Consider the following 17,799-nt stretch of genomic DNA (forward strand, 5'->3'; position numbering starts at 1 on the left):
GGCGGTGGACGGAGTGAACATCTTATTCATCTGTACGGGCAATACATGCCGGAGTCCGATGGCCGAGGCGCTGCTGAAGGGGGAACAGATCCCCGGCGTGGAGGTCCGGTCTGCGGGAATCTCGGCGATGGCCGGCCTTCCTCCTTCCCGGCATGCCGTGACGCTCATCAGCCGCCACGGGCTGCCGGCAGCCGGGCCGTCGGCGAATGCGGACGAAGAGCTGGTCGGCTGGGCGGATCTGATCCTCACGATGACGGACGGGCACCGGCGTGCACTCGAGCGCTCATTCCGCGAAGCGAAGGGGAAAACGTTCCGGTTGAACAGCTATGTCGGGCTCGGCGAACGGGACATTGCGGATCCGTTCGGCGGCAATGAAAGCGACTACCGGATCGCATTTGATGAATTGAAAGAAGCGGTCGGACAGCTTGCGGAAGCACTCCGGCGGAACATGCGGCAGCCCTGAAAATGGGCTGTATTTTTATTTCCTGAATAATGATATGATGAGAAAGGAAATGGATTTGATAGAAAAGAGGGAAAGCGGATGAGAGTAGCGATTTCTTCCGATCACGGCGGCAACCGGCTGCGCGCCGAGATCAAGGACCTGATGGACGAGATGGGCATCGAGTATGAGGACTTCGGCCCGCAGGACGACAGCTCCGTGGACTATCCCGATTATGCGAAACCCGTCGCACAGCGGGTCGCGGACGGAGAGTTTGACCGGGGTATCGTCATTTGCGGGACGGGGATCGGCATGTCGATCGCGGCGAATAAAGTCAAGGGCATCCGTTGCGCGCTTTGCCATGACGTGTTCAGCGCGAAGGCGACCCGCGGCCATAACGACTCGAACGTCCTCGCGATGGGCGAGCGCGTGATCGGCCCGGGGCTTGCCCGCGAAATTGCGAAGACATGGCTGGAAGGCGAATTCGAAGGCGGACGCCACGAGCGCCGGATCGAAAAGCTTTCGGAAATGGAAGGCTGAAAAAGGGGGATTCTCTCATGGATGCACAGCAATTGTGGAAGCTGCAGCTTGAGGAGATTCTCGGGCAGCTTGAAGAACAGGCGGAATTCCGCCAGGGACAGCTGTTCGTCGTCGGCTGCTCGACGTCCGAGGTGGCCGGGAGCCGCATCGGCACGAGCGGGGCGCTTGACATCGCGGAAGTGCTGTACGTGCCGCTGAAGGAATTCGCGGACCGAAACGGCCTGTATCTCGCATTCCAGGGGTGCGAACATATCAACCGGGCCGTCACGCTTGAACGGGAGGCGGCCGAACGCTTCGGGTACGAACCGGTGACGGTCGTGCCGGCTGTCCGGGCGGGCGGGTCGATGTCCGCATTTGCCTACCGGGAGATGGCGGATCCGGTCGTCGTCGAAGGCGTCCGGGCACACGCCGGGATCGACATCGGCCAGACGCTGATCGGCATGCAGCTGCGGCCGGTCGCCGTCCCGCTCCGCGCCTCGGTTGACCGGGTCGGCGAAGCAGTCGTGACGATTGCGAAGACCCGTCCGAAACTGATCGGCGGCGCGCGTGCGGTGTATGTTGTGGAAACCGGACCGGCGGACGAGCCTGATTGGGAACTGCTAGAAGAAGAAAAAGACAATGGGGAAGGGGAATGAACATGGTTCAACAACTCGAACACGTGAAGAGCGAGGACACAGCAGTATTTGACGCCATCATGGCGGAGAAGAAACGCCAGCAGGACAACATCGAACTGATCGCCTCCGAAAACTTCGTATCGGAAGCGGTCATGGAGGCACAGGGCTCCGTCCTGACGAATAAATATGCGGAAGGCTATCCGGGCAAGCGGTACTACGGCGGCTGTGAACATGTCGACGTCGTGGAAAACATCGCGCGCGACCGCCTGAAGGAAATCTTCGGCGCTGAACACGCGAACGTCCAGCCGCACTCCGGCGCACAGGCGAACATGGCCGTCTACTTCACGGTTCTCGAACCGGGCGACACGGTCCTCGGGATGAACCTGAGCCACGGAGGCCACCTGACGCACGGCAGCCCGGTGAACTTCTCCGGCGTTCAATATAACTTCGTCGATTACGGCGTCGGCAAGGAAGGCGAGCTCGTTGACTACGAAGATGTCCGCCAGAAGGCGCTCGAGCACAAGCCGAAAATGATCGTCGCCGGAGCGAGCGCCTATCCGCGCCAGCTCGATTTCAAGAAGTTCCGCGAGATCGCCGATGAAGTCGGCGCGTACCTGTTCGTCGACATGGCGCACATCGCAGGACTTGTCGCGGCCGGCCTTCACCCGAACCCGGTGCCGCACGCCCACTTCGTCACTTCGACGACCCACAAGACGCTCCGCGGACCGCGCGGCGGACTGATTTTGACGACGGAGGAATTCGGCAAGAAGATCGACAAGTCGATTTTCCCGGGCATCCAGGGCGGCCCGCTCATGCATGTTATCGCGGCGAAAGCGGTCGCTTTCGGCGAAGCGCTGAAGCCGGAGTTCAAGGAGTACATGCAACAGGTCGTCGACAATGCAAAGGCGCTCGGCGAAGCGCTCAAGTCGGAAGGCATCGACCTCGTCTCCGGCGGCACTGACAACCACCTGCTGCTCCTGAACCTCCGTTCGCTCGGCATCACCGGAAAAGTCGCGGAAGCCGTCCTCGACGAAGCCGGCATCACGGTGAATAAAAACACCATCCCGTTCGACACGGAAAGCCCGTTCGTCACATCCGGCGTCCGCATCGGCACGCCGGCCGTCACGTCCCGCGGCTTCAAAGAGGAAGAAATGAAGGAAATCGGCACCATCATCGCCAAGCTGCTGAAAAACCACGAAGACGAGTCGGTGAAACAGGAAGTGAAAGAGCGCGTCGCCGCCCTCACTTCGAAATTCCCGCTTTATGAAAATTAATGAATGAAGGAAGGGCCTGCCGGGCGGCAGGTCCTTTCGTATATAGGAGGGGGGAGGTCCGGCGAGTCGTCCGGATTCGGCTCTGAGTCGTCCGCATCTGGCCTCGAGTCGTCCAGGTTTTACTTTCCAGGGATGAGTCGTCCGCGTTCGGGCCCGAGTCGTCCGGATTCGGCTCTGAGTCGTCCGCATCCGGCCTCGAGTCGTCCAGGTTTTATTTTCCAGGAGTGAGTCGTCCGCATTTGGCCCCGAGTCGTCCGCATCTGGCCTCGAGTCGTCCAGGTTTTATTTTCCAGGGATGAGTCGTCCGCATTCGGGCCCGAGTCGTCCGGATTCGGCGCTGAGTCGTCCGCAACCGGCCTCGAGTCGTCCAGGTTTTATTTTCCAGCTCCAGCCCCCCGCCCCACGCGTCCCCACGAACCCCCCGTCATTCTTTCATTTCCATGACAAAGCAGGGCCGCCGGTGCGTCCTGCGGGAATCATTGTTATAATGGACGAGTTAAGAACATCATTGGCGGCCGGGCAGCCCCCGGCCAGTGAACAGGAGAGTGAAAGCGATGGGAAAAGTGCATGTATTTGATCACCCGCTCATTCAGCATAAATTGACGTATATCCGGGATGTGAACACCGGGACGAAGGAGTTCCGCGAGCTGGTGGACGAGGTGGCGACGCTCATGGCGTACGAGATCACCCGTGACCTGCCGCTGCGCAAGACGGAAGTGCAGACGCCGGTGCAGATGGCGGAATCGTATGTGCTGGCAGGGAAGAAGCTCGGCGTCGTGCCGATCCTCCGTGCCGGCATCGGCATGGTGGACGGGATCGTGAAGCTCATCCCGACCGCAAAAGTCGGCCACATCGGCCTGTACCGGGATCCGGAGACGCTGAAGCCCGTCGAGTATTACGCGAAGCTTCCGTCGGATGTCGGAGAGCGCGAGTTCATCGTCGTCGACCCGATGCTCGCGACCGGCGGATCGGCGATCGCGGCGATTGATTCGCTGAAGACGCGCGGTGCGACGCATATCCGGTTCATGTGCCTGATTGCGGCACCAGAAGGCGTCAAGGCGCTGGCGGATGCGCACCCGGACGTCGACATCTACATCGCGGCGCTCGATGAAAAGCTGAACGACCACGGGTACATCGTCCCGGGGCTCGGCGACGCCGGAGACCGCCTGTTCGGCACGAAATAATCCCGCTTAAAATAAGTTTGGAAGGTGAATCGAATTGACGAAGAGATGGAAAGTGATGACGATCTTCGGCACGCGGCCGGAAGCGATCAAGATGGCGCCGCTCGTCCTCGAGCTGAACAAGCACCCGGAATCGATCGAGCCGATTGTGACCGTGACCGCGCAGCACCGGGAGATGCTCGACCAGGTGCTCTCGGCGTTCGGCATCGAGCCGGACTTTGACCTGAACATCATGAAGGACCGGCAGACGCTCGTCGATGTCGCGACCCGCGGCCTTGAGGGCCTCGACCGGGTCATGAAAGAGGCGAAGCCGGACGTCGTGCTCGTGCACGGGGACACGTCGACGACCTTCATCGCCAGCCTCGCCGCCTTCTATAACGGCATCACGGTCGGCCACGTCGAGGCGGGTCTCCGGACGTGGGACAAGCATTCCCCGTTCCCGGAAGAGATGAACCGCCAGCTCACCGGCGTGCTTGCCGACCTTCATTTTGCGCCGACGGAGAAGTCGGCCGCGAACCTGATCGCGGAAGGGAAGCCGGAAGACCGGATCTTCATCACCGGGAACACGGCGATCGATGCGCTGAAAACGACTGTCGACGAATCATATGAAAGCCCGATTCTTGATGAGGCAAAAGAAGACCGGATCATCCTGCTCACGGCGCACCGCCGGGAAAACCTCGGGGAGCCGATGCGCCATATGTTCCGGGCGATCAGCCGGCTGCTCGACAAGCACCCGGACACGCGCGTCATCTATCCGGTGCACTTGAACCCGGCCGTCCGGGAAGTGGCGGATGAGATCCTCGGCGACAATCCGCGCGTTCAGCTGATCAACCCGCTGGAAGTCGTGGATTTCCACAACTTCGCGGCGCGCTCCCACCTGATCCTCACCGATTCGGGCGGCATCCAGGAAGAAGCACCGTCCCTCGGAAAGCCGGTGCTTGTGCTGCGCGACACGACGGAGCGGCCGGAAGGAATCGAAGCAGGCACGTTGAAGCTCGCCGGGACCGACGAAGAGACGATCTTCCGGCTCGCAGACGAACTGCTCAGCGACGAAAACGCCTACGCCGAGATGGCGAAGGCGTCCAATCCGTACGGGGACGGCCATGCATCGGAGCGGATTGTCCGTGCGTTGATCCATTACATGGATAAAGAAGGATGAATTCAGAAAAATATGTATAATGGTGCGGGCGGTTCGGCAACACTTGGCAAAAGCCGGGAGAACCGGACTGCCGCGCTTCTATGAAAACACCGTTTACACGCCGGCCAGCCTGCTGCGAAAGACACCAGAAAAACGCCAACATCTGACGTTCCTCACAATGAAAAAAGCATCCGTCAACCGGGGGATTCAGCCCCGGATCCGGCTACTTATGCAGATTTGTCGAAACGTTGACAAAAAAGTCGGCTTGTGAAGAATTTCACGGGAACCAATTGACATCATTTTACCCCTGTTGTATGCTTGCAAAGGGTAAGAATGACAAGGGTTACAGGCGTTTTCAGACGCTGCGTGCACTTGCTGTTACTGCATTCTATCATACTCGCTCCGACAGGCGGAAACCGGCCGGAAATACGATGCGGGGGACCTCGATTTATGGAGAACTTGCGGCAAATCCACAATAGGCAGAAGAGGGCTCTCTTTTTTTTGCTTGCATTGCTTGTCCTCGGGTGGGGATTCACCCCATGGCCGAAAGTGTTTGCCGGGCTCATTCTCGGGATCCTCTTTGGGTTGTATAACTTCTGGATCCTCGTCAGGAGGATGGAGAGGTTCGACCGGACGCTGACGGGAGGGACCCGGGCGCCATCGCTCGGCTCCGGCATCCGCTTTGCGGCGGGTGTCGCGNCTCCGGCGGATCGGACAGCCCCTCGCCGCACCGAGTGCCAACACGAGCGGAAAACCGAGTCCGACCGCGGCCGATCACGTGCTGGCGGACATGCACGGAAAAATCCCTTACATACTGGACGGCGGCCGCACCGGCATCGGCATCGAATCGACCGTCCTCGACCTGACGGCGGACGTCCCGACGATTCTTCGTCCGGGTGCGGTGACGGCGGCGATGCTTGAACCGGTCATCGGCCCGGTCAACGGATCCGCAGAAGCCGCTGAAGCCGGAGCCGGCGCCCCGCGCGCCCCCGGCATGAAATACACCCACTACTCTCCCGACGCGCCGGTGTTTTTGATCGCGCCGGATCTCGCGGCGATCCGGTCGGCGGTCGGGCAACTGCACGCCGACGGCCGCCGGGTCGCACTCGTCGCGCCCGAAGGATTCGGGGAAGCGGGCGCCGACTGGTTCTTCCGCGCCGGGCGCCCGGGAGACCCCGAATCCGTCTCCGCCGACCTGTACGACGCCCTCCGCGCCTGCGACGGAACCGACGCCGACCTCATCCTCGCCGCCGCCACGGACGAAACCGGCATNGGATTCTGGGGAGAAAGAGAGGTGAACCAATAAATGAACCATGAAAACCCCCAATTCGAATGGCTCGGACTGACGTTCAATCCATCGAATATCCTCATGCTCGGGGTTACATGCCTCATCGTCTTTCTCATTGCGTTCATCTCGACCCGCAACATGAAACTGAAGCCGACCGGCATGCAGAACTTCATGGAATGGGTCATGGACTTCGTCAAGGGCATCATCAAAAGCAACATGGACTGGAAAACAGGCGGACGTTTCCACCTGCTCGGCCTGACGCTCATCATGTTCGTCTTCGTAGCGAATATGCTCGGTCTGCCGTTCGCAATCGTGTGGGATCATGAGCTGTGGTGGAAGTCGCCGACAGCGGATCCGACCATCACGATGACGCTCGCGGCAATGGTCCTCGTCCTGACGCACTACTACGGCGTCAAGATGACCGGCGCGAAGAACTACTTCGTCGGCTACACGAAGCCGGTCGCATTCATGACTCCTCTGAAAATCATCGAGGAATTCGCGAACACGCTGACGCTCGGTCTCCGTCTCTACGGGAACATCTACGCCGGCGAGATCCTCATCGGACTTCTCGCGGGCCTCGGCTCCGCAAGCATCTTCGGATTCCTGGGCGCGCTCATCCCGGCACTTGCATGGCAGGGCTTCTCGATCTTCATCGGGGCCATCCAGGCATTCATCTTCGTTATGTTGTCGATGGTTTATATGTCTCACAAAGTGAGCACCGACCATTGATCATATAATGCCCGGAATTCGGGCGGACAAAACAAAACCAAACATTTAGGAGGAAATTATACAATGGGTCTTCTTGCAGCAGCAATCGCAGTCGGTTTGGGTGCCCTCGGCGCCGGTATCGGTAACGGTCTCATCGTTTCCCGCACAGTAGAAGGAATTGCACGTCAACCAGAGGCACGCGGTGTTCTCCAGACAACCATGTTCATCGGGGTTGCACTCGTCGAGGCTGTTCCGATCATCGCGGTCGTCATCGCGTTCATCGTAATGAACGGATAATCATACGCATTTCTGAGAAATGGCGAAGAGCATCGGTTGAATCTTTTCGCCATTCCTTTTTGTACGGATTTTTGATTGCATGACCATCTGGGGGAGGGCCGGGTCACGGCTCCCCCAACTTTCCGAAGGGAGTGAGACAATCGTGTCTTTGGACCATTTCGTTCTGGCTGCAGCAGCCGGCGAAGGATTTTTTGAAAGGCTGAATACCGGCGACATCATCGTCACCGTCGTATTCTTCACCATCCTCATGCTCCTACTCAAGAAGTTCGCATGGGGCCCGCTCATGGGCATCATGGACCAGCGTGCGGAACTCATCGCTTCCGAAATCGAAGAAGCCGAGAAAAGCCGTTCCGAGTCCGCGAAGCTTCTTGAAGAACAGCGCGCCCTCCTGAAAGAGGCCCGCACTGAAGCACAGGCGATTGTTGAAAATGCGAAGCAGCAGGGCGATGCCCAGCGTGCCGAAATCATGGAAACCGCCCGTGCCGAAGCAGTCCGCATGCGCGACAATGCAGCGGCTGAAATCGAAAACGAAAAAACAAAGGCGCTCGAAGCCATCCGCGAAGAATTCGTCTCCATGTCCATCCTCGCGGCGGAGAAAGTGCTCGGCAAAGAAATCTCCGAAGAGGACAACCGTGCCCTCATTGAAGAGACGATCCAGAAGGCAGGGGAAGGCCGATGAGCCGTTCCGTGGCCGCAAGCCGCTATGCCCTCGCATTGTATGAAGTCGCACGCGACCAGGGCAAGCTTGATGGGGTCCAGGCGGATATGCGGGAATTGAGGAAAGTGTTCCGGGAGTCTTCGGACCTCCGGGCGCTTCTCGGTTCGCCGAAAATCACCGGATCCAAAAAGAAAGAAATGCTGAAGGGACTGTTCGCGGGTGCGGACGGCCTGACAGTCAATCTGCTGCAGGTGCTCACCGATGCCCAGCGCATCGGCGAAGCGGCAGACGTCGCCGATGAGTTCATCCTGATGGCGAACGAATCGGCAGGAGTCGCCGAGGCGAAAGTCTACTCGACCCGCCCGCTTTCGGACGCGGAACAGCAGGAGCTGTCCACCGTGTTCGCCGCCAAAGTCGGCAAGCAGGCGCTCCGCATCGACAACATCGTCGACCCGTCGCTCATCGGCGGAGTCCGAATCCGCATCGGCAACCGCATCTACGACAACAGCCTTAAAACGAAGCTGGATCATCTGAAACGTGATCTGGTCAACGCATAATTTTTTGAAATGAAGGGGTGACATGCATGAGCATCAAAGCTGAAGAAATCAGTGCTCTCATCAAACAGCAGATTGCGGACTACCAATCTGAGTTGGAAGTCAGCGATGTCGGCACCGTCATTACCGTCGGTGACGGGATCGCCCGCGCGCATGGCCTCGACAATGTCATGGCCGGCGAGCTGCTCGAATTCTCCAACGGTATCATGGGCCTGGCGCAAAACCTCGAAGAAAACAACGTCGGGATCGTCATCCTCGGACCATACACCGAGATCAAGGAAGGCGACGAAGTCCGCCGCACCGGCCGGATCATGGAAGTGCCGGTCGGCGATGAACTGATCGGCCGCGTCGTCAACCCGCTCGGCCAGCCGCTTGACGGCATGGGCCCGATCGCTACGTCGAAAACCCGTCCGATCGAAAGCCCGGCGCAAGGCGTCATGGCACGTAAATCCGTCGACGAGCCTCTCCAGACGGGGATCAAGGCGATCGACGCACTCGTTCCGATCGGCCGCGGACAGCGGGAACTCATCATCGGTGACCGCCAGACCGGCAAGACATCGGTCGCGATCGATACGATCCTGAACCAGGCAGACCAGGACATGATCTGCATCTACGTCGCCATCGGACAGAAAGAATCCACGGTGCGCGGCCTCGTTGAAACGCTCCGCAAAAACGGCGCGCTCGACTACACGATCGTCGTTTCCGCAGGGGCTTCGGACCCGGCACCGCTTCTTTACCTCGCTCCGTACGCAGGGGTCACGATGGGCGAAGAGTTCATGTTCCAGGGCAAGCACGTCCTCGTCGTGTACGATGACCTGTCGAAACAGGCGGCTGCCTACCGTGAACTCTCCCTCCTGCTCCGCCGTCCTCCGGGCCGCGAAGCATACCCGGGTGACGTCTTCTACCTTCACTCGCGCCTCCTCGAGCGTGCGGCGAAGCTGAACGACGACCTCGGCGGCGGCTCCATCACGGCGCTGCCATTCGTTGAGACACAGGCAGGGGACATCTCCTCCTATATCCCGACGAACGTCATCTCGATCACGGACGGACAGATCTTCCTCCAGTCCGACCTGTTCTTCTCCGGCGTGCGCCCGGCGATCAACGCCGGCCTCTCCGTATCCCGCGTCGGCGGTTCCGCGCAGATCAAGGCGATGAAGAAAGTCGCCGGTACGCTGCGTCTCGACCTTGCGGCATTCCGTGAACTCGAAGCATTCGCTCAGTTCGGCTCGGACCTCGATCCGGCGACGAAAGCGAAGCTCGACCGCGGTGCCCGTACGGTTGAAGTGCTCAAGCAGGACCTGAACAAGCCGATCCGCGTCGAAAAGCAGGTCGCCATCCTGTATGCACTCACACGCGGATTCCTCGACGAGATTCCGGTCCAGGACATCCAGCGCTTCGAATCCGAGATGTACAGCTGGCTTGACGCCAACCGCCCGGACGTTCTGGAAACAATCCGCACGACGAAGGGCCTTCCTGCGGACGAAGACATGGCATCCGCCATCAACGACTTCAAGAAGACGTTCGTCCGTTCCGAAGACTGAGTCACGGATCCTGATCCAAAAACGATAAGGTGGTGAACTACCGATGGCCTCATTACGCGAAATCAAGAGCCGGATCACCTCCACGAAAAAGACGAGCCAGATCACGAGGGCGATGCACATGGTATCGGCCTCCAAGCTGAGCAAGGCGGAACTGAACGCGAAATCGTTCTATCCGTATATGGAGAAGATCCAGGAAGTGATCGGCGCGATCGCATCGGGCGCACCTGATGCGACCCACCCGATGCTCGAGAGCCGGCCTGTCAAAAAGTCGGCCTACCTCGTCATCACATCCGACCGGGGGCTCGTGGGCGCCTACAACTCCCACGTCCTGAAGGCGGCTCTGAACAAGATCAGGGAACGGCATGCATCCAAAGATGAAGTCGTCATCCTTTCCATCGGGCGCCACGGTGTCGATTTCTTTACGAAGCTCGGCTACAATGTGGCCGAAAGCGTCCTCGGCATTTCGGACCACCCGACCTTCGCCGAGATCAAAGACGTCGCCCGCGACGCTGTCGGGAATTTCATCGATGGCACGTACGATGAGCTGTATATGTTCTACAACCACTATATCAGCGCCATCAGCCAGGAAGTGACCGAGAAGAAAGTCCTTCCGCTGACGGACGTCGCCACGATGCAGGCCACCGCTTCCTACGAGTTCGAACCGAACGCGGAAGCGATCCTGGAAGTGCTCCTCCCGCAATATGCGGAAAGCCTGATCTACGGGGCGGTGCTGGACGGCAAGGCCTCCGAGCACGCTTCCTCCATGACGGCGATGAAGAGCGCGACCGACAACGCGATGGAACTGATCGATAATCTGACACTCACATACAACCGTGCACGCCAGGCGGCGATCACCCAGGAAATCACGGAGATCGTCGGCGGGGCAGCAGCGCTCGAATAAGCGCGCGCCCCGAACCATGCGTGACCTCACGGCAGCACTCAGACAGGAGGGAACAGCATGAACAAAGGACATATCCTCCAGGTTATGGGTCCGGTCGTCGACGTCAAGTTCGACGACGGCAACATGCCTGAAATCTATAATGCCCTTACAGTTGAGATCGAGCGTCCGAACGAAGCATCCCAGACGCTGACGCTCGAAGTCGCCCTTCACCTCGGCGACGACTCCGTCCGCGCAATCGCCATGTCCTCCACGGACGGCCTGAAGCGCGGGGCGGAAGTCATTGACGCGGGGGCACCGATCTCGGTCCCTGTCGGCGACATCACTCTCGGCCGTGTATTCAACGTACTCGGCGATGTGATCGACCTTGCGGAAGAAATCCCTGCAGGGGAACGCCGCGACCCGATCCACCGCGAACCGCCTAAATTCGAAGACTTGACGACAGACGTCGAGATCCTCGAGACGGGCATCAAAGTCGTCGACCTGCTCGCTCCTTACATTAAGGGCGGCAAGATCGGCCTGTTCGGCGGCGCGGGCGTCGGCAAGACGGTCCTCATCCAGGAACTGATCAACAACATCGCACAGGAACACGGCGGGATCTCGGTCTTCGCAGGTGTCGGAGAACGTACCCGTGAAGGGAACGACCTCTACTTCGAAATGACCGATTCCGGCGTTATCAAGAAGACGGCGATGGTCTTCGGCCAGATGAACGAGCCGCCGGGTGCGCGGATGCGCGTCGCCCTCACAGGCCTCACGATGGCTGAATACTTCCGTGACGAAAAAGGCGCGGACGTCCTTCTCTTCATCGACAACATCTTCCGGTTCACGCAGGCCGGTTCCGAAGTATCCGCCCTCCTCGGCCGCATGCCGTCGGCGGTAGGTTACCAGCCGACGCTCGCAACCGAGATGGGCCGCCTCCAAGAGCGGATCACATCGACGACAAAAGGGTCCGTCACATCCATCCAGGCGATCTACGTCCCTGCGGATGACTACACCGACCCGGCGCCTGCCACGACGTTCGCTCACCTTGACGCGACGACGAACCTGGAGCGGAGCCTCTCCGAGATGGGGATCTACCCTGCGGTTGACCCGCTTGCATCTTCTTCCCGTGCGCTTTCTCCGGAAATCGTCGGCGAGGAACACTATGCGGTCGCCCGTGAAGTCCAGCAGACGCTCCAGCGCTACCGCGAGCTTCAGGACATCATCGCGATCCTCGGCATGGACGAACTGAGCGACGAGGACAAGCTGGTCGTCGACCGCGCCCGCCGCATCCAGTTCTTCCTGTCGCAGAACTTCCACGTGGCCGAGCAGTTCACGGGCCAGAAGGGTTCTTACGTACCGGTTGCCGAAACGATCAAAGGCTTCCGCGAAATCCTCGACGGCCGCTACGATCACCTTCCGGAAGATGCATTCCGCCTCGTCGGACGCATCGAGGAAGTCATCGAAAAAGCGAAGGGCATGGGCGTTGAAGTCTAATCATCCTGACCAGGAGGGGAAACAATGAGCACAATCAAAGTGAATATCGTCACTCCCGACGGTCCGGTGTATGACTCGGAAGCGAACATGGTCATCGCGGTCACTTCGACCGGTGAGCTCGGGGTTCTCCCCGGCCACATCCCGATGGTGGCGCCGCTCGAAATCGGTGCCGTCCGCCTGAACAAAGACAGCGGGACGGAACGCATCGCCGTGAGCGGCGGCTTCCTGGAAGTCCGGCCGGACAAGGTCACCATCCTTGCCCAGGCCGCGGAGCTTGCGGAAGACATCGACGCGGACCGCGCCATCGAGGCGAGGAAACGCGCCGAAGCCCGGCTCCAGGCGAAACAGGACGACACCGACTTCAAACGCGCCGAACTGTCCCTGAAACGGGCGATGAACCGCTTGAATGTCGCAAAAGGAAACTTTTGATCCGACGCGGACATGAAATGTGGCGGGCAGGAGAGATATTCTCCTGCCCGCCAATTTTTTTATTTTGGTATAATGAAAGCAAGAAGGAGAGAGAGCGTTGGATACTTACTTTGCATTCCAGTCGGTGACGGGGCTGATCTCGCATATCTTTTTCATCGGGATCACTTTCTATGCACTGCAGGCAGTCATGCCGGACGCATGGATCCGGAAAAACCGGGTGTTCCAGGCTCAGCTGCTGTACATATTGCTAAGTATCGCCATCGGCTCGGCCGTATCGAATTTCTTCCTGGACATATCCTATTGGTCAAGGCAGCTTCCCGCTTTGTTCGGCTGATGCCGGCTCGTGGAAGGGTTGTCCTGTATGGACGTGCACAGGCGGAAAGCCGGCGTGTATGCGTCCATGCAGGACAAAAGAAGTACTTCACTGAACGTTTGCCCGAAAAAAAGATAGGGAATGACAAAAACAGGACTGAATGCCCGGTGTGTCTGTGGCATTGACCGACACAAAAGGACCGTTGCCGGCGTACATTAAGAGTGAATGTGCGCGGAATCTCCCGAATATGGGCGAATGGTGCGGCCGCCCCTTGAAACACCACGGGAAGCGTTGTACACTTGTCATTGTGTGAGTTTTTTTAGGAAATGTAAACCGGACCCGGGGGCGCCGCACATCAGGCAGCCCGAACATAGGGCCGCACTGATGGATGAAGGCAATGGACCGACTTAAAGAAGAGAGAAGCCGGAGGGACGTATATTGGATAAAATTATTGTGAAGGGCGGACGGCCGCTGAAAGGGACCGTTCGCGTCGAAGGGGCGAAAAATGCGGTGCTCCCGATCCTCGCAGCCGCGCTCCTGTCGTCTGAAGGGACGAACATCATCAAGGATGTCCCGATTTTGACGGATGTATACACGATCAATGAAGTTCTTCGGAGTTTGAATGCAGAGGTGGACTTCAGACCGGAACACAACGAAGTGCGCATCGATGCTTCGATGCCGCTGTCGAGCGAGGCCCAGTTCGAGTATGTCCGGAAGATGCGGGCATCGATCCTCGTCATGGGGCCGCTTCTTGCCCGGAACGGCTTCGCCCGCGTGGCACAGCCGGGGGGCTGCGCAATCGGCTCCCGCCCGATCGAACAGCATCTCAAAGGATTCGAGGCGATGGGCGCGACCATCTCATTCGGCAACGGTTATGTCGAGGCGAAAGTCGACGGACGGCTTCAGGGAGCCAAGATCTACCTGGACTTCCCGAGCGTCGGCGCGACGGAGAACATCATGTCCGCCGCCGCCCTCGCCAAAGGGACGACGGTCATCGAAAACGCCGCGAAGGAGCCTGAAATCGTCGACCTCGCCAACTATCTCAATGAGATGGGCGGGCGCATCGTCGGGGCAGGAACCGACACCATCCGGATCGAAGGGGTCGACAGGCTGCACGCCGCCGTTCACCACATCATCCCGGACCGCATCGAAACGGGCACATTCATGGTCGCCGCCGCCATCACGCGCGGCGACGTGACGATCGAGAATGCCGTGCCGGAACACAGCGCGGCACTCATCGCCAAACTGAAGGAAATGAACATCGACATCGAAGACACCGACGACGGCCTCCGCATCCGCGCGGAGAAACCGCTCAAGTCCGTCGACATCAAGACGATGCCGTACCCGGGCTTCCCGACCGACATGCAGTCGCAGGTGATGGCCCTCATGCTGACGGCGGACGGCACCGGCGTCCTCACTGAGACGGTATTCGAAAACCGCTTCATGCATGTCGAGGAATTCCGCAGAATGAACGCCTCGATCAAAATCGAAGGACGCTCCGTCATCATGGACGGCCCGTCCGAGCTGCAAGGAGCGGAAGTGGCCGCGACCGACCTCCGCGCCGCGGCCGCGCTGGTCCTTGCCGGCCTCGCCTCTGAGGGCATCACCCGCGTCACCGAACTCATTCACCTGGACCGCGGCTACGTCAACTTCCACGGCAAACTCGCCGCACTCGGCGCAGACATCTGCCGCGTCAACGACGAATCCACGGTCGAAGCGAAAGTGACGGAAACGGTTTGAATTAAAGATAGAAGGTTATCCCCCCGGGAGAAGGGTTCTCCCGGGGGATTTTTTTGTTTTTGGGGGAGTGAGTGCGTCGGAGATGGCAGGGAATCAGAGTGTGGGGGCGAGTCATCCCGTTCCGGGCAAAGGGGGAATCCGGGTGAGTCGTCCGCATTTGGCCTCGAGTCGTCCGGGTTCGGTGATATGGTCCCCTTAGAGTTTACACCTTGATTCTGTCACACTAGGAGTAACGAAAAGGGGTGCCGAAAAATGAACCAGAAGCGGGATTACGATATAAAAGTGAAAGCAGTGGAGGAATTTTTTGAAGGCTCTTCCACTGAGGAGTTGGCTCTTTCGTACAATGTCTCGGATCGGACGATCCGACGCTGGGTCGAAAAAGTGGAGATGGATGGCTTCGAGGCTTTGCATGACGCCAGGGGCAAGAATGGCCGGAAACCGTCGGATGAGAAGGATGCTCTGATTGAACTGCAGAAGGCGGAGATCCTCCTCTTAAAAAAGCTCTTGGATCTGAAAAGGGGGTGTTAAGCAAACAAGATAGTTTCCTGTTCATCGACCTGAATAAGGACACCTTTTCGGTCTCCCTCCTCGCGGAGGCGTCGGATGTCTCCCGGCAGGGTTATGCCAAGTGGAAGAAGCGGCAGGATCACTCTGCCCAGGATCTCAAGGATGAGCAGATGTTTCACTATATCTCCAAGGTGTTCGCCAAGTCCCGGGGAACCTATGGGCGACGCCGGATCAAGCTGGCGCTCCAGAGAGAGTTCGGGCTCACCGTCAATATCAAGCGAATCTCCAGAATCATGCGCCGATATGGGCTCAAATGTCGGATTCGCCGCAAAGGGTACCGTCACGGCGGTACAGAGGGGAAGGTGGCGCAGAACCTCTTGAAGCGTAACTTTAAAGCCACGAAGCCGATGAAGAAATTCTCGGTGGATATCACATACGTGCGCGCTTTCGTTCCTACGGAACACTGGACCTATCTGTGCGCCATTAAGGACCTGTACGACGACTCGATCGTAGCATTCGCCTACGGGCCGAACCAGGACACCGGCCTGGTCCTGGAAGCGCTCGAGATGCTGGAGAAGGTGAAAGGGAACCGGAAGAAGGCCATTATCCACAGCGACCAGGGCAGCCAGTTTATGAGCCTGAGATACCAGAAACGCCTNCGTCAACTTCCACGGCAAACTCGCCGCACTCGGCGCAGACATCTGCCGCGTCAACGACGAATCCACGGTCGAAGCGAAAGTGACGGAAACGGTTTGAATTAAAGATAGAAGGTTATCCCCCCGGGAGAAGGGTTCTCCCGGGGGATTTTTTTGTTTTTGGGGGAGTGAGTGCGTCGGAGATGGCAGGGAATCAGAGTGTGGGGGCGAGTCATCCCGTTCCGGGCAAAGGGGGAATCCGGGTGAGTCGTCCGCATTTGGCCTCGAGTCGTCCGGGTTCGGTGATATGGTCCCCTTAGAGTTTACACCTTGATTCTGTCACACTAGGAGTAACGAAAAGGGGTGCCGAAAAATGAACCAGAAGCGGGATTACGATATAAAAGTGAAAGCAGTGGAGGAATTTTTTGAAGGCTCTTCCACTGAGGAGTTGGCTCTTTCGTACAATGTCTCGGATCGGACGATCCGACGCTGGGTCGAAAAAGTGGAGATGGATGGCTTCGAGGCTTTGCATGACGCCAGGGGCAAGAATGGCCGGAAACCGTCGGATGAGAAGGATGCTCTGATTGAACTGCAGAAGGCGGAGATCCTCCTCTTAAAAAAGCTCTTGGATCTGAAAAGGGGGTGTTAAGCAAACAAGATAGTTTCCTGTTCATCGACCTGAATAAGGACACCTTTTCGGTCTCCCTCCTCGCGGAGGCGTCGGATGTCTCCCGGCAGGGTTATGCCAAGTGGAAGAAGCGGCAGGATCACTCTGCCCAGGATCTCAAGGATGAGCAGATGTTTCACTATATCTCCAAGGTGTTCGCCAAGTCCCGGGGAACCTATGGGCGACGCCGGATCAAGCTGGCGCTCCAGAGAGAGTTCGGGCTCACCGTCAATATCAAGCGAATCTCCAGAATCATGCGCCGATATGGGCTCAAATGTCGGATTCGCCGCAAAGGGTACCGTCACGGCGGTACAGAGGGGAAGGTGGCGCAGAACCTCTTGAAGCGTAACTTTAAAGCCACGAAGCCGATGAAGAAATTCTCGGTGGATATCACATACGTGCGCGCTTTCGTTCCTACGGAACACTGGACCTATCTGTGCGCCATTAAGGACCTGTACGACGACTCGATCGTAGCATTCGCCTACGGGCCGAACCAGGACACCGGCCTGGTCCTGGAAGCGCTCGAGATGCTGGAGAAGGTGAAAGGGAACCGGAAGAAGGCCATTATCCACAGCGACCAGGGCAGCCAGTTTATGAGCCTGAGATACCAGAAACGCCTTCAGTCGATGAACCTGACACCGTCCATGTCACGGCGCGGCAACTGTTGGGATAATGCATGCATCGAGAGCTTTTTCAGTCACTTCAAAACTGAGATTGCCTGCTTTGGCGACCCTCGGTCTCTTGAGGAGCTTCGGATTGCCATCGAGGAATATATCTACTTTTATAACCACGAACGCCTCCAGCTCAAGCACGGCGTGCCTCCTGCCGAGGTCGGAAGTGTGTTGGCTGCCTGAATCTTTATCGGACAGAATCAACTGTAAACTTGACAGGGACCAGACCAC

The 17,799-nt window shown here is 58.6% G+C and carries 20 protein-coding genes and 3 pseudogenes; all 23 read left to right on the forward strand.

Annotated elements, in window-relative coordinates:
• Positions 1 to 13 precede the first annotated feature (13 nt).
• The 23 genes and pseudogenes from BN1189_RS09270 to BN1189_RS09380 all read left to right on the forward strand — a co-directional run bounded on the left by BN1189_RS09270 (position 14) and on the right by BN1189_RS09380 (position 17,751).
• Positions 14 to 463 (forward strand): low molecular weight protein arginine phosphatase, encoded by a 450-nt coding sequence (locus BN1189_RS09270; protein WP_257125406.1) that lies wholly within the window; start codon positions 14 to 16, stop codon positions 461 to 463.
• 78 nt (positions 464 to 541) lie between these two features.
• On the forward strand, positions 542 to 979 hold the full coding sequence (gene rpiB / locus BN1189_RS09275; RefSeq protein ID WP_040227629.1) for a ribose 5-phosphate isomerase B: 438 nt from the start codon (positions 542 to 544) through the stop codon (positions 977 to 979).
• Between the two features lie 17 nt (positions 980 to 996).
• Positions 997 to 1,614, forward strand: a complete 618-nt coding sequence (locus tag BN1189_RS09280; RefSeq protein ID WP_040227631.1) for a TIGR01440 family protein — start codon at positions 997 to 999, stop codon at positions 1,612 to 1,614.
• A gap of 2 nt (positions 1,615 to 1,616) precedes the next feature.
• Positions 1,617 to 2,867: a serine hydroxymethyltransferase gene (gene glyA, locus BN1189_RS09285; RefSeq protein ID WP_143242290.1), complete on the forward strand. Its 1,251-nt coding sequence runs from the start codon at positions 1,617 to 1,619 to the stop codon at positions 2,865 to 2,867.
• A gap of 554 nt (positions 2,868 to 3,421) precedes the next feature.
• Complete coding sequence (gene upp, locus BN1189_RS09290) at positions 3,422 to 4,051, forward strand: uracil phosphoribosyltransferase (RefSeq protein ID WP_040227633.1); 630 nt, start codon at positions 3,422 to 3,424, stop codon at positions 4,049 to 4,051.
• 34 nt (positions 4,052 to 4,085) lie between these two features.
• Entirely contained in the window at positions 4,086 to 5,207 is a 1,122-nt protein-coding gene (gene wecB / locus BN1189_RS09295) for a non-hydrolyzing UDP-N-acetylglucosamine 2-epimerase (protein WP_040227634.1), read from the forward strand.
• A 429-nt stretch (positions 5,208 to 5,636) separates the two neighbouring features.
• A pseudogene (locus tag BN1189_RS09305) lies at positions 5,637 to 5,864 on the forward strand (ATP synthase subunit I); the annotation flags it as partial.
• Positions 5,865 to 5,877: 13 nt separating this feature from the next.
• Complete coding sequence (locus BN1189_RS09310) at positions 5,878 to 6,492, forward strand: L-threonylcarbamoyladenylate synthase (RefSeq protein WP_257125407.1); 615 nt, start codon at positions 5,878 to 5,880, stop codon at positions 6,490 to 6,492.
• Positions 6,493 to 7,203 carry a F0F1 ATP synthase subunit A gene (gene atpB / locus BN1189_RS09315; protein ID WP_040227636.1) on the forward strand — a complete coding sequence of 237 codons (711 nt, stop codon included), beginning with the start codon at positions 6,493 to 6,495 and terminating at the stop codon, positions 7,201 to 7,203. It abuts the gene before it with no gap.
• A gap of 63 nt (positions 7,204 to 7,266) precedes the next feature.
• A complete protein-coding gene (atpE, locus tag BN1189_RS09320) occupies positions 7,267 to 7,479 on the forward strand; it encodes a F0F1 ATP synthase subunit C (RefSeq protein ID WP_040227638.1) in 213 nt (70 codons plus the stop codon).
• Between the two features lie 142 nt (positions 7,480 to 7,621).
• Positions 7,622 to 8,158, forward strand: a complete 537-nt coding sequence (gene atpF, locus BN1189_RS09325) for a F0F1 ATP synthase subunit B (RefSeq protein ID WP_040227639.1) — start codon at positions 7,622 to 7,624, stop codon at positions 8,156 to 8,158.
• Entirely contained in the window at positions 8,155 to 8,694 is a 540-nt protein-coding gene (locus BN1189_RS09330) for a F0F1 ATP synthase subunit delta (protein WP_040227640.1), read from the forward strand. The genes atpF and BN1189_RS09330 overlap by 4 nt, the downstream gene beginning before the upstream one ends.
• 26 nt (positions 8,695 to 8,720) lie before the next feature.
• Positions 8,721 to 10,232, forward strand: a complete 1,512-nt coding sequence (gene atpA, locus BN1189_RS09335; RefSeq protein WP_040227641.1) for a F0F1 ATP synthase subunit alpha — start codon at positions 8,721 to 8,723, stop codon at positions 10,230 to 10,232.
• Between the two features lie 43 nt (positions 10,233 to 10,275).
• Positions 10,276 to 11,133 (forward strand): ATP synthase F1 subunit gamma, encoded by an 858-nt coding sequence (atpG, locus tag BN1189_RS09340; RefSeq protein ID WP_040227642.1) that lies wholly within the window; start codon positions 10,276 to 10,278, stop codon positions 11,131 to 11,133.
• A gap of 57 nt (positions 11,134 to 11,190) precedes the next feature.
• Positions 11,191 to 12,606 (forward strand): F0F1 ATP synthase subunit beta, encoded by a 1,416-nt coding sequence (gene atpD, locus BN1189_RS09345; RefSeq protein ID WP_040227643.1) that lies wholly within the window; start codon positions 11,191 to 11,193, stop codon positions 12,604 to 12,606.
• Between the two features lie 24 nt (positions 12,607 to 12,630).
• On the forward strand, positions 12,631 to 13,035 hold the full coding sequence (locus tag BN1189_RS09350; RefSeq protein WP_040227644.1) for a F0F1 ATP synthase subunit epsilon: 405 nt from the start codon (positions 12,631 to 12,633) through the stop codon (positions 13,033 to 13,035).
• A 97-nt stretch (positions 13,036 to 13,132) separates the two neighbouring features.
• A complete protein-coding gene (locus BN1189_RS09355; RefSeq protein WP_040227645.1) occupies positions 13,133 to 13,369 on the forward strand; it encodes a DUF1146 family protein in 237 nt (78 codons plus the stop codon).
• A gap of 417 nt (positions 13,370 to 13,786) precedes the next feature.
• Positions 13,787 to 15,088, forward strand: coding sequence for a UDP-N-acetylglucosamine 1-carboxyvinyltransferase (gene murA, locus BN1189_RS09360; protein ID WP_040227646.1), 1,302 nt, complete (start codon positions 13,787 to 13,789; stop codon positions 15,086 to 15,088).
• 252 nt (positions 15,089 to 15,340) lie between these two features.
• Entirely contained in the window at positions 15,341 to 15,616 is a 276-nt protein-coding gene (locus tag BN1189_RS09365) for a helix-turn-helix domain-containing protein (protein WP_040224721.1), read from the forward strand.
• A pseudogene (locus BN1189_RS09370) lies at positions 15,610 to 16,233 on the forward strand (IS3 family transposase); the annotation flags it as partial. The gene BN1189_RS09365 and the pseudogene BN1189_RS09370, both read left to right, overlap by 7 nt.
• A 22-nt stretch (positions 16,234 to 16,255) precedes the next feature.
• Positions 16,256 to 16,351 (forward strand): annotated as a pseudogene (locus BN1189_RS16810) (hypothetical protein); the annotation flags it as partial.
• A 252-nt stretch (positions 16,352 to 16,603) separates the two neighbouring features.
• Positions 16,604 to 16,879, forward strand: coding sequence for a helix-turn-helix domain-containing protein (locus tag BN1189_RS09375; RefSeq protein WP_040224721.1), 276 nt, complete (start codon positions 16,604 to 16,606; stop codon positions 16,877 to 16,879).
• Positions 16,873 to 17,751, forward strand: a complete 879-nt coding sequence (locus BN1189_RS09380) for an IS3 family transposase (RefSeq protein ID WP_052455554.1) — start codon at positions 16,873 to 16,875, stop codon at positions 17,749 to 17,751. The genes BN1189_RS09375 and BN1189_RS09380 overlap by 7 nt, the downstream gene beginning before the upstream one ends.
• The last annotated feature ends 48 nt before the right edge of the window (positions 17,752 to 17,799 follow it).

The sequence above is a fragment of the Bhargavaea cecembensis genome, from assembly GCF_000826125.2.
GTDB lineage: Bacteria > Bacillota > Bacilli > Bacillales_A > Planococcaceae > Bhargavaea > Bhargavaea cecembensis_B.